This is a genomic window from Zarconia sp., assembly GCF_057467645.1.
The window spans coordinates 42,846-55,353 of sequence record NZ_JBRJXU010000162.1 but is presented as its reverse complement, the minus strand read 5'-3'; the positions used below and the strand labels follow the sequence as shown (position 1 = coordinate 55,353).

At 46.2% G+C, this 12,508-nt stretch carries 8 protein-coding genes; 1 reads left to right on the top strand and 7 read right to left on the bottom strand.

Features of this window, described 5'->3' with window-relative positions; genetic code table 11:
* Positions 1-113 precede the first annotated feature (113 nt).
* From AC2215_RS24000 to AC2215_RS23975, 6 genes are all read right to left on the bottom strand, one after another.
* Complete coding sequence (locus AC2215_RS24000; protein WP_486812546.1) at positions 114-2,201, bottom strand: dynamin family protein; 2,088 nt, start codon at positions 2,199-2,201, stop codon at positions 114-116.
* Between the two features lie 80 nt (positions 2,202-2,281).
* The gene (locus AC2215_RS23995) at positions 2,282-2,842 is read right to left on the bottom strand and encodes a hypothetical protein (protein ID WP_486812545.1); all 561 of its coding nucleotides are present in this window, start codon (positions 2,840-2,842) and stop codon (positions 2,282-2,284) included.
* Positions 2,843-3,026: 184 nt separating this feature from the next.
* Positions 3,027-3,356, bottom strand: a complete 330-nt coding sequence (locus tag AC2215_RS23990) for a hypothetical protein (protein WP_486812544.1) — start codon at positions 3,354-3,356, stop codon at positions 3,027-3,029.
* 245 nt (positions 3,357-3,601) lie between these two features.
* Positions 3,602-6,268 (bottom strand): DEAD/DEAH box helicase, encoded by a 2,667-nt coding sequence (locus AC2215_RS23985; RefSeq protein WP_486812543.1) that lies wholly within the window; start codon positions 6,266-6,268, stop codon positions 3,602-3,604.
* A gap of 5 nt (positions 6,269-6,273) precedes the next feature.
* Positions 6,274-6,801 (bottom strand): hypothetical protein, encoded by a 528-nt coding sequence (locus tag AC2215_RS23980; RefSeq protein WP_486812542.1) that lies wholly within the window; start codon positions 6,799-6,801, stop codon positions 6,274-6,276.
* A 143-nt stretch (positions 6,802-6,944) separates the two neighbouring features.
* Entirely contained in the window at positions 6,945-9,008 is a 2,064-nt protein-coding gene (locus AC2215_RS23975; protein WP_486812541.1) for a dynamin family protein, read from the bottom strand.
* A 204-nt stretch (positions 9,009-9,212) separates the two neighbouring features.
* Here AC2215_RS23975 and AC2215_RS23970 point away from each other — a divergent pair, with 204 nt between their 5' ends.
* Positions 9,213-9,824 carry a Uma2 family endonuclease gene (locus AC2215_RS23970; protein ID WP_486812540.1) on the top strand — a complete coding sequence of 204 codons (612 nt, stop codon included), beginning with the start codon at positions 9,213-9,215 and terminating at the stop codon, positions 9,822-9,824.
* 36 nt (positions 9,825-9,860) lie between these two features.
* Here the strand turns inward: AC2215_RS23970 and AC2215_RS23965 are convergent, their stop codons facing one another.
* A complete protein-coding gene (locus tag AC2215_RS23965) occupies positions 9,861-12,317 on the bottom strand; it encodes a GH116 family glycosyl hydrolase (protein ID WP_486812539.1) in 2,457 nt (818 codons plus the stop codon).
* Positions 12,318-12,508: the final 191 nt, after the last annotated feature.

Genomic DNA, 12,508 nt, shown 5'->3' with positions numbered 1-12,508 from the left:
ATTGACAATTGAAATGAAAAATCTGTTATTCTCCCTTGTCTTCCTCCCCGCGTCTCCCCCTCTCCTCCTCTCCCCATCTCCCTCTCACGACTAATATAAATGTTTACCCAAAATCAACTCGCTCGTGCCAGGAAACCTCGATAAATCCCGTCGAGTTGCTCGACTTGGGAACGAACCTCAGTTTCCCATTGTTGTAAACGATCGACTTCGCCATCGCGATCGATTTGATGGGATTCTTTCCGCTCGAGTAAATTATCGAGTTCGGCTTTGCGCGAAGCCATATCACTATCGATGCGCCCGATAACTTCTCGTTCGTAATCCTCAAAACCGGCGATGACGATATCGTAAATCCCCTGCTGTTGTTCTCGGGCGAGTTGCGGCAGATATTTGACAAACTCTTTTTTGGTGGCGCGAATCAACTCTTGACGGGCTTTATCCACTTGAAACGCGCCGACTCCCAAACCGAGTAGGGGAATGCCCCAAATACCAATCGAAGCCAACAAACCTCCGGAAAAAATGAGTAAAAAGCTGCTAATCCCAATCACACCTAAATAATTGACGAGGATATTTTTCCAATCGAAACCCGCCCCGGCGAGTACCACGCCAGCGACATTTCCCGATGCGAGAGAAACGAAACCCATCGCCCAGTTTGCCCATCCGGGGGTGGTGTTTTCATCTTCAAGGTTGCGATCGACGCGAACATTTTTCCCGATGGATTTTTCGGAGATGGAATCGACAATTTTGGCATACTGAGTACCGTAACTTTGGGCACGTTGCGCCAACCCAGAAAAGGCTGCGTTTAAGTCCCGTTCTGCACTGCGTTCCCAGGCGAGAACTTTCTCGTTTATATACCGCTCGAAAGCCCGTTGGAATTGAGTTTTAAACTCGTCCCTTTTTCCTTGACTGAGAGCATCGAGAAACTTCAAATCGGGTTGGTAGCGAACGAAGTCCGTTTCAAAGGTTTTGCCCAGGTCTAAAATGTACGATCGAAAAGACTCGGAAATCGCTTTGGCTTGACAATCGCGAGTTTGGTGAATTTCGGCTTGGAAGCGATCGCGAATCTCTTTGAGTCGATCGAATTCTGGTTGAGTGGATTGAATTTGCTGCTTCAATTCTTCTACATTGCGATCTAATAATGGAATGCGACGGGCGATCGCTTCTTGGAGGCGAGAATGGGCTTGGTGACCTAAGGTGCGTGCCTGACGCAGTTCGGCAACGGCGCGTTCTTGGGTTAAAAAATGATCGATCGCGTTTGATAAAGCCGGTAAACCGGTTCCTTCCAGGGGGCGATCGGGAAATTTGAGCTGCTGGCGCAATGCATTTAATGCCGACACTTCAAAAACGCGATTGTCATAACGGTTTTGCCCTTCAATCTGACAGTATGGCGCTAAATTAGTTTGAAATACTGTCCGAATTTTAGCTTCTGCCTCTTTGAGTTCTTCTGGGTCATTTAAATCGACAGCCGCTTTGCGAATTTTATCCCAAAAATTGAGAATAAAAAATACCGTTAATCCTCGCTCTTTGATATAATTATCTAAATAGCGACGCTCATCGAGAGTTAGCGGTTGAGTTGCATCGAGAACGAACAGAACTGCGTGGCATTTATTGAGATAGCCGAGAGTGAGTTGATTTCGCGCTTCTGTATCGTTAAGACCGGGAGTATCGATAATTTCAATCCCTTTTTTCAACAGTGGTAAAGGATATTCAATCACTGCGTAGTCTACTTCGGGAAAGGCAAGCTGGTTGCGGGCTGCGAGAGTCTTGGCTTCGTCTGGATCGATGGTGTACTCTCGGGCAAAGGTTTTAATATCAAGTTTTTGAGGGGGTCGATCGTTCTTGAAAAAGAGGGTAACTTGCTTTTCGGTTCCGTAGCGCAAGATGGTTAGAATGGCCGTGCAGGGATTGACATCGCTGGGTAAAAGTTTGTCACCGAGTAATGCATTGAGCAGCGTACTTTTTCCGCGCTTTAAGTCTCCCAATACCAGTAAGCGGAAAACCCCATTTTTTAAGTTTTCGCTTGCCATTTTGCAGTCGGCAATTTCTGTATCCAGTTCAAATTTTCCCGATCGCGTTTCTCCTGCCTCTTCTCCTCGCTCGATCGTTTTTGCAATGTGGCTGAGTCGATCGGCAATTTCCCATCGAGTTTGAGAAAATCGATCGAGATTATCGATAAACGAATCAGTTTTAACTTGACTACCCATTCAAATGACTCTCTATGAATTTACTTGTTTTTTTGGGTAGATGCACCGTAAGTTATCAAATCTTGAGTTCGATGGTTGACTCAATTTTCCGAAGAAGCTTGTGCGCCAACGCTCATCAAATGCTGACGAACTAAATGCTCGAATTGATACAGATAGGCTGCCGTACAAATGCGAACGAGATTGGTCACTTTAAAAAACTCTTTTAGCTCGTCCCACGTACCGAAAACATTATGAAAAAGAGGATAAGACAGCGAACTGAAAGACGGAACGAAAAGAAACTGAAACAAGCTCCCCACGAGGGTAATCAGCGCAATCGTCTGCCAGCCAAAAAAACCTTCCCACCAACTCATCAAACTGGGAAAAACACCCCGTGTCGGATTCACTTCGGGGATGCGAGTTTCGGGAAACCAGCGATCGAAAACGCCGTGGAGTAAATGGTGAGTTACGGCTATCGCCACAATTGGCGATAGCAGCGCCGCGCCGTAAAGAACGAGTCTTAAATTGGGGACGATCTGAGCGAGGGAATCCCCCAAACTCATGATAATTTTGACAATTTCAGAGATTCCCCGCATCAACAGGACGAGTAGAACCGCACTCATCCAGGAGTTGGCAGAGGGAAGCCATTTCGGCCAGGTTTTCATAATATTGAACCTACGATGGTTTTTAGATGTCAACCGGTAAAAAGGGGTAACTCACCGTCGATGGAATGGGTGAGGTAATAGCGGACGGAGATCGAACAATAGATCTGCCATGAAGTTATCAGTACTTTTTAGCTCGATTATGCAGAAACCACTTTTTTGTTACTTTCTGTCATCATCTGTTGCCTTAAGAAGATCGATCGCCTTCAACAAACAGCTTGTAACCCACCCATGCCACTCCGCCAACGAGAATTACAGTGGTCAGCCAAGCAGCAATTTTAATACTGACGATCACCGCGATCGTAATGCCGCAAAACTGAGCGATGTTCGTCAGTTTTTTCGACCACCGCTTTAGTTTCCCTTCCGGTTTCTCGTGTTTTTCGGTCTCGTAATAGGGTGGATCGCTGGATTTATTCAGTTCGTCTTCGAGTTCTTTGAGACGAATGGCTTGTTCTCTTTCGCGCAGTTCTCGTTCTTTTCGTTCGAGTTCTCGTTCTCGATCTTCGGGTGTTGCCATCGTTTTTCCTCCTTGATGCTGAGATGCGCTGACAATTTGTTGTCAATATAACAAGTCTTTTTTATGCGATCGATGGGAGAGTTGGGGTAAACCTCGTGTGGTTGAACACATCGAACAGGGTAGTGCTCCTGTGTCTACCCCGTTCGATTCTTGAAAGTTCTTAACGATCGCCTTTTTGGTGTGGAGGATTGTCGGAAAGTGGAGATGCGATCGGGTTTACATCTGTGTGTCCACTAAGTCACAACTCAGTCAGACTTGAGTACCTTTCGACTTAAAGCCATGTACCAATTAGTAAATGTTGGCAGGTGAGTACTACAAAGACGTTTGGGGTCAATGTCAACCTCGTAAGCTAAGTTGATAAATGGTGGAAACATTGATAATACACCCGTAAGTTTGGCCGAATCTGATTTTCCGGGTTTACTCACTTCAAGATAAATTTTCTGCAAAAGTTCCAGCACTTCAGGAGGATACTGACTGCTAGTTTGGAGTTTTTCGACTTGCTCGACGAATTCTGCCACTACAACTTCTGCTTCTTGCTCAGGGATCTGCATCTGAGTTGCCCGTGCAGCTAGAATCTCCCAGTATTCTTTTTCATAAGGAAGCATCTCTTCACGTAGCTTCTGAATACTTAACATGATACGAGCTTTATCCTCAAAGGGGGCAATACTTTTTGCTTCCTCTCGATCAGCTATTTGCTGGCTAAGAAGATTTATATTTTTTTCAACTGCTCGAAGGCGATCGTTAAACATTTGGTTAGACTCTGTAGGCGACTTAATAGATGGACTAGATTTTGAGTTAGGTAGTTCTGCTGAGTTAGTTTTGGCTCGTGCTTTTGTATTTTTACGTATTTTAGGCTCAGGTTTATCGACTGACTTTGCTTCTACAGGAATTGTTCGATCGTTGTTCTGAACACCAAAGATATCCAGCCAATCTTCAGTAGATATAGCATTTTCAATTACTTCTACAGCTAAATTATCAATAGTATTTTTAACTAATTGAAGTTTTTCAGTCAATTTTTTACTAATCCGCTCTTCAATAGTCCCTGTCATCCAAAAGCTGTAGATAGTTACACCATGTATTTGACCAATTCGGTGAGTTCTATCCTCCGCGTTATTCATCTTAGCTGGATTCCAGGGATGATCGAAGTGAATAACATATGTGGCTTCAGTAAGTGTTATGCCATAACCAGCAGTATCAATCGTTGCAAGAAATACTGTAATATCTGGGTTGCTGCGAAAATCACTGACTGCTTGATTTTTTTGCTGTTTAGAAAGCTGACCTGTATACAAAACATATTGAATTTCATGACGATCGAATAATTTTGCAATTTTATCAGTGCCTTCTTTTTTATACTGTGAGAATACTAAAACTTTTTGATTATTCTCGGAAATAACTTCTATATATTCGAGCAAACGCTCTGTTTTAGGACTTTCTAACTTTTCTGTGGCAAAGTTACAAATTTGCTTTAATTCTACCAGTAGTGCAAAGATATGTTTTTGAACTTGAGCCGTTGTCTCCACACCTAAAGATGTTTCAATTTTACGCTGTCCAGCTTCTAGTGCTCGGTTGTAATCTGCTTGTTGATTTCGATCTAGTTCTAGCCAGTCTTCTTGTCGAACTTTATCAGGAAGATCCTGCAAAACATCCTGCTTTAATCTACGTAGCATATAGGGTTCGATAGAATTTTTTACAGTTTCAGGAGAATACTCAACTCCACCTCTGAATAAACTGGGATGTATGAAAGCAAATAAGGATTTTACATCATCTATTTTATTTTCAATTGGCGTTCCTGTCAGTGCCCAACGATACTCTGATTGTAAAGAACGAATAGCTTTTGAGGTTTTAGTTTCGCTATTTTTTATTTTTTGTGCTTCATCTATAACTATACAATCAAACTTTTTATGTTCGGGTAAAAGATTATTTTTTAGATCTCCACGAAGTGTTGCATATGTTGTAATATAAATATGGAATGGGCATTCCCAAGCTATTTTTCGCTGCTTTCGATTTCCACCATGCATAACAGTAACTTCAAGCTCTGAAGCCCAATGATAAAAATGTCCACTCCATCCTTCAGACTTTCCAGTTTCAAGCGTTAAATTAATACTACCAATGACCGCCGGTGGACATACAAGTAATGCAGAACGAATCTTACCTTGACGAAATAGCAAACGTAAAGCATTCACTGCTTGAACTGTCTTTCCAGTCCCCATTTCATCCGCTAGTAAAGCATATGGTCGATCTACCAACCAACTAATTCCCTGTTGCTGATAACCACGAAGCTCACAATAAAAATCTAACTCTTGGGGAAACTCTAGTGAGAGGGGAGGTAATAAAATGGGCTTTAAAATATCCCATTCACTAGGTACTTGGGTTGGAATTTTGTCTTGATTTATCTTACGTCTTGCAACATTTAAATTTTCGTTATCGTGATCTTTATCTAGAACTTGACCAAAATACTGTCCAAGAATTTCTGGAACGGTCAACAAATCGAATAAATCTTTAAATATTTTAGGAATAAATGTATCAATGCGATCGTATTTAAAAGTTTTAGTTTTCCCTGGTAATTTAAAGTAATTTTTCGAGATATCTACTCTTTCTAAAAACCAATCAGTAAAATTAATAACTGATGGTTTTAAAATATCAATATTAGATAAATCTAATTTTTTAGGAACACATAAAAAATCTTGAATTTCAAAAATATTAGAATACTCAAATAGAAGATTTTTGGATAGTTTAGTTTTAGCAAGGGTTAAGCAAATATTATCTGAAATCGAAAGAGCGGATAATCGAAAACTTTTTCGATAAACAATTGCAGTTTGTGTCTTCCAACTTGAAATTAAGTAAATCTTTGGCGGTTTAACACCTGAGGCGGAACGAGTAATAAGTTTTGCAATGCTTCGGATCGGAAACATAGATGTTAACTGTCACCTAATTTACGCTCGTGTATATCGGTACATGCACTTTTCAGACGCTCAAATGGTTCTATTAAATTCCTCTTGGTGAAAATGTCTTGTAATATGTGCGTTATCTCTTCTAATTCTTGCTCTAATTGAAGATTAGTTGCAATTTTCACTGTAGAGTCGGGCAAATTCAGTTGTTGAGTAGCTATGCCTTTTTGAAAATTAGGCTCATCTTCTTTCAACATGAGAATCGTCGGAATTTCTTGCTTTTTATTCATTCCTAAAAATAAATGATTCTGAGTAATCACTACGTCTGGAGTCTGTTCTAAAGAATCTAATAAAGGTAAGCCAATTAGCTCAACGGATATATGCTCATCCAATAGTTCGCCGTAAAGTATCTTTTGAAACTTCTCTGGACGAACTGGTGCTGTTACTCTGAATTCTATCGGTTTAGTGTCTCGATCGGTCACTAAAATTGCTCCACGTATAGCAGTATCATCTTCAAATTTGTGTAGAGCCAAGAAACTAATATTGGAAATTTCCATATTTCTTCAGACCTAAAAGTTTGTATGGTGTTTTAGGAGGCTAATTTTGAGCAGTTTCTAGCCTCCTTAGATTTTAACCGTTTTACTAGCCGGCTTGGATAATCAACCAATCCCATCGTTGAGTTGTAGACCCGATACCTGAATTAATCCGCCATTGCCAAAAACTCCCGATACACCGCCTCCAACTGCGCCACTCGATCGGACACATCCGTCCCCAACCGTTGCAATCGCGCCACTTCCGCCTCTCGATCGATTTCAAACCGCTCTTTTTGCTCGACTAAATTCTCCAACTCTGCCTTCCGGGCGTTGATATCATCGTTAATCCGATCGCCCACTTCACGTTCGTAGGCATCGAAACATTCCTTCACCGCATCGTAAACCGGTTGCCATTGTTCTCGGGCAATTTGCGGTAAATACTTCACCAACTCCTGCTTCGTCGCGCCCACCAGCTTTTTGCGCGCCGAATCCATTTGCAGCGCCCCTACTCCCAACCCAATCAGCATCAGGGTAATCGGGCCCAACACGATTCCCGAAAGGGTGGCAATCGCCCCGCCAATTCCGACGACGGCGACCATATTCAGAAGGATATTTTTCCAATTAAACCCCGCTTGCGCCAAGGCTGCCCCGGCTAAATTCCCCGAAGCCAGGGATACTAACCCCATCGCCCAGGATGCCCAGGAAGGTGCGTCATTTTCATCCACCGAACCGAGGTTTTTTGTCCGTACCGGTTGCCCGGTGAGTTTTTCAGTCATGGTATCGGTGACTTTGGCATAATCGTCGCCGTAGCGCGCCGCCAGTTGCGACAGTTCCTTAAAACCGCGATCGATTTCTCGTTCCGCTTCCAAACTCCAATCGGCAATCTTATCGTTAATATATTGCTCGAAAGTTTGTTTGAGATTTTCCTCGAAATATCGCCGCCGATTGCCATCGAGAATATCCATCATATTCAAGTTGGGTTGGTAGCGCAGGAAGTCCGCCTCGAAGGTATGCTCTAAATTCAGCACGTAACTGCGAAACGAGTCGGCGACGGTTTGGGCTTTGCCGTCGCGAAGGTTGCGAATTTCTGCCCCGAATCGATCGCGAATGGATGTCAGTTGCTCGAATTCCGGTTCCACGGCGGCAATATTCTCCCGCAATTGGTTCACATCGCGATCGAGCAATGAAACCCGCACGTCAATGGCTTCCTGGAGGCGATCGTTTCCCTGCCGCGCCAGTGTCCTCGCCTGCCGCAGTTCCGACACCGCCCGTTCTTGAGTCAAAAACGTCCCCAACCCATCGAGAAACTTGGGAAATCCCGTTCCCGCCAAGTCCGCATCGGCATCTTTGAGGCGCTTGCGCAGGGCATCCAACGCCGAAATCTCAAACACCCGTTCGTCGTAAAAATCGTGACCTTCCACCTTGCAGTAGTCGGCTAGATTGGACTTAAACACCCGCCGCAGCTTGTATTCCGCTTCTTCGATTTCTTCCGGGTCGTCCGGATCGATGAGGCTTTCGCGCACTTGGTCCCAGGCATTGACCAGGAAAAACACCGTCAGTCCCCGATCCTTTATATAATTTTCCAGATAGCGCCGTTCCCCTAGGGTGCAAGGTTGAGTCGATCGCAACACGAAGAGAATGGCGTGGCAGTTATTGATATACCCCAAAGATAGTTCGTTCCGGGCTTCCGTATCGTTGAGACCGGGACTATCGACAATTTCCACCCCCTGTTGCAACAGAGGCAGGGGATATTCCACCACTGCATAATCGATATCGGGAAACGCGGATTTTTGCTCCTGTTCGTACTGTTTCGCCTCCCCCGGATCGATGGTATATTCCCGTTTGAAGGTTTTAAAATCCAGCTTTTGAGGCGGTTTGCCGTCGTTGAAATGCAGGGTCACTTGCTTCTCGGTTCCGTAACGCAACACCGTCAGCAAGGCCGTACAAGGATTGACATCGCTGGGCAACAGTTTCTCCCCCAGCAGCGCGTTGAGAAACGTACTTTTCCCCCGTTTCATATCCCCGAGAACCAGCAAGCGAAACCGCCCTTTGCGGAGATTTTCGCTTGCCACGGTCATATCTTCAATTTCCCGTTTGACTTCCAACGAACCAGATTTACTATCTTGTTGCGCTTGGGAGAGGGTGTGGGCGATATCGCTCAAACAACTGGCGGCTTGAGTGCGAACCGCGGCCACTTGCTCTAAATTTTCTAGAAAGCTTGCAGATTTCACGATCGTCTGAGGAATGCGAGACGGACGCGCATCATTGTATCGGGGGATTTATAGGCGATCGCCACTCATCGACCGGTTTTTTGATTGTCATACCTGATTTAGTAAGAATTTTTCATTTTTCATTCCGCGTAGAGGCACTAGGACGCGCCGCTTGTCTGTTTCGTTCATAATAGTTGAAACACCAGCTATTCTGGAGGTGCGATCGTGGTTTCGACCCCAACAACTCCCGCCAATATCGATGCAGAGGTCACCAAAACTCACCTCAGTCTAGAAGAATATCGGGCGCTCGAAGAAACAGCCGAAGAACGCCACGAATACTGCAACGGAGAAATAATTGCCATGCCTGGAGGTTCCCCAGCCCACAGCCGTATTACTGTAGACATCACAACCCATTTGAACCTGACTCTGCGTGATACTCACTTTCAAACGTACAACAGCGACCTGCGAATCTGGATTCCCGAATATCAGTGTGGAACTTATGCTGATGTTTTTGTTATTCATGGCGAACCGGAATTTAACGGCGATCGCACCGACGAAATTCTCAATCCCTTACTGATTGTGGAAGTATTATCTCCCTCGACGGAAGGGTACGATCGAGGCGACAAATTCAGAAAATATCGATCGATTCCCAGCTTTGAAGAATACTTACTCGTCAGCCAAACCGAACCCTATATCGAGCAGTATTACAATCTCGATCGTGAAGGAAACGATCGTGCATCCTGGCAAGTTTATGAAGGTATCGAGGGGTCGATCGTTTTGCACAGTTTAAAGGTGGAAGTGCCGATGAGTGAAATTTATCGCCGCATCAATTTTTAGGGGTAAAGGGAAAATATCTCACAACGCAGAAATATTTCACCGCACTTGATAATACATTGCCCAAATCGCCATTGCCCGGAGATAGTGACAGGCGCGGAACGTCCCAACTGCCGTAATCGCCTCCGGAGTCCGAAACTGCAAACCCCCCGCATAAATCTGCCCCACCACAGCTTGGGCCATCTCAAACGCTTCCTCTTTCATTCCCATCTGCATCAAAAAGGCCCCCAACCCGAAGTTAATCCCCGTCCACACTTCCAGGGGATGAGTGGCGTTCGGGTCTTCCGGGGAACCGTCAGGCATCACCCCATTCGCCGCTCCCAGGCGATCGCCCCCATTTGAGCTAATTTGATTAAATTTGACGAAACACGCCTCGTAGACCGCTTGCAGCGCCGATACAGCGCATTCTTCGGGGACGATATCTGCCAGTCCCAGCAGCCGCGCGTAAAACTGCCCGCAAAGCTGATCGGCCATCACCACTTCCGATCCGCTTTTACTGTCGAGGCGATAGTAGCGACCGTTCCAGAGGGTTTCTTGATAGAGGGGTTTTGCCTGTTCTAGCCAAGTTTGGTACACTTTCCCCATCTCTTCTGGATCGGGTGGGGTTACTGATTCTTCCGGAGAAAATTCGTAGGGTTCCGGATGCGCGGCCAAATATTCGGCGATCGCAACAGCCGCCTCCAACGCCGCTAACCACAACCCACCGCAATAGGCACTAATCCCCTGCAATCGCCAATCATCGAAAGTTTGGTCTGGCGCGCCGCCATTTTCGGGAATCCCATCCCCATCGCGATCGAAGGTTTTTAAATACTTCAACGCCGCTACCACCGCCGGCCAGCAATCCCATAAAAAGCGATCGTCTTTTCCCCCCGTCAGCAAGAAATCTCGATACACTTGCAATACGAAATCGCAGGGCAAATCCTTCCACAGATTGCAGTCCTGATAGCTCGTATAATTAGTTTGTTCCCAAGGATGCTCGTTAGCCGCACCGAGATCGTGAGGGGTAGCCCCGGCGGCTTTGCGAATGGCGGCAGCTTGGTTGTAACCGATGACGCGCGGTGTATCGTCGCTGGTAGGAATCGCCCGTGCGAAGGAACGCAACACCGACTTCTCCAGCTTCGGCCACAGCATCAGCAGCGCAAACGATCCATACAAGCGCACGTCTAAACTTTCGTACCAGCGATAGTCTAAACTCTCCAACACCCCAAACTTGCCGATGGCTTCGGATTCGTCGGCCGCCGTCCACAGGGTGCCCCCATCGGTAAGGTCGTAGAGTTCGTTAAATAGGGCCATTTTGAACCAACCCGGCAACCCCTCATCATCCAAAATCGGCTGCTGCCAGGTTTGGATTTCTTCCTTCCAAGTGTCGGAATGCTTGAGGGCCGTGCGCACCATCGCCCAGGCATTTTGCCCGTTGCGACCGAAAAAGTCCGTGTAGCGGCGATAGTATTTGATTCCGGCGGCAAATTCGGTGGTTGGGAAATCCCAGGACAGCAGAAACGGGATTTTGCGGGTTCTGCCGGGTCGAATGGTGGTACGAACGGAAATCGCCGTAGCCAAGCGTTCTCCTGGCGGGGTGGGGGTTTCGTCTTCCTGACCCGGCAAAGACCCGTCGGTAGCGAAATGCTGCCACACCTCATCGCCGTCGCTGTCGGGGTTCCAGCAGTTGTGGTAGAAGACTTCGACGATCGGATTGGTTACCGTGGCGATCGCAATTTGTCCTTCCCCTTCTTCGGGTTCTTCCCCCAAGCTTCCCCCGTTCATCACGCAACCCAACCGGGAAAAGTCTTCCACCCAGCGATTGAAGTTCCCCTCGCTATCTCCCCACTTCGACTGATATTCATACACCGGACTGCCATCGTCGCGAACCCGCACTTCCGGGGATTTAATCGCGTTGGTGAACCAGCCGACAATATTTTCCCAAGTCAGCATAATGCTAACGACAATGGGTTCGTCGGTGGGATTGTGGATCGTCCAATCGAAAATTGCGATCGGGTAACTGGTTTCTTGGTAGTTCTCCGGAATTATCGGTGAAAACTGCTCGCAAGTAATCTCTGCTTTAAAGACGTTGCGATAGACGAACCAACTGCGGGGATACAAGGCGTGGTAGGTTCCGGTATCGACGGACTTTCCATCTTTATCTTGAGTTTGGGGATACCAGTTCCATGCCGACAGCGTACCATCTTCAGGGGCTTCGGTACACAGAGCATAGGATTGAGTCGTTCCGGCCGCCTCTTCGTAGATGCTGAACTGACAGGCGGGGAGTTGGCGAAAAATATGCTCTCCCCCATCGAGATGCCAGAGATTGAAATCCCCTCTCGAAGAACGACCGATACAACCAGCACCAAATCCCCCCAACGGCATCCCATGCCAAGGACCATCATCGAGATTGCTGCTGTAGCGAACGGTATAGGGTTTTTCCCAACCCAAGCCGATGGGACGATTCCAGGTGTGCGGGGGGATGGTGGGTTGAGCGGGTGGGAAGATCGATGGCATACAAACGACTATAGGAAAGTTCGTAACTCGATCGAGATTATTGAGTCCGGATTGAGGGGAAAGTTCGATCGAGATTGACGTTTAGGCGCTATTTTCTCATTATTTGGTGTGTTTGCGTACATCCTCAAAGCAACCGAGGCCGATCTTCTCTTAGCTTTTCTGCTGTAACTCTCTTATTTACTGATATAATC

Bases quoted from the DNA above. Each gene is read 5' to 3' on its own strand.
- AC2215_RS23995 (WP_486812545.1), bottom strand. From the start codon at position 2,842: ATGAAAACCTGGCCGAAATGGCTTCCCTCTGCCAACTCCTGGATGAGT.
- AC2215_RS23965 (WP_486812539.1), bottom strand. From the start codon at position 12,317: ATGCCATCGATCTTCCCACCCGCTCAACCCACCATCCCCCCGCACACC.
- AC2215_RS23990 (WP_486812544.1), bottom strand. From the start codon at position 3,356: ATGGCAACACCCGAAGATCGAGAACGAGAACTCGAACGAAAAGAACGA.
- AC2215_RS23985 (WP_486812543.1), bottom strand. From the start codon at position 6,268: ATGTTTCCGATCCGAAGCATTGCAAAACTTATTACTCGTTCCGCCTCA.
- AC2215_RS23980 (WP_486812542.1), bottom strand. From the start codon at position 6,801: ATGGAAATTTCCAATATTAGTTTCTTGGCTCTACACAAATTTGAAGAT.
- AC2215_RS24000 (WP_486812546.1), bottom strand. From the start codon at position 2,201: ATGGGTAGTCAAGTTAAAACTGATTCGTTTATCGATAATCTCGATCGA.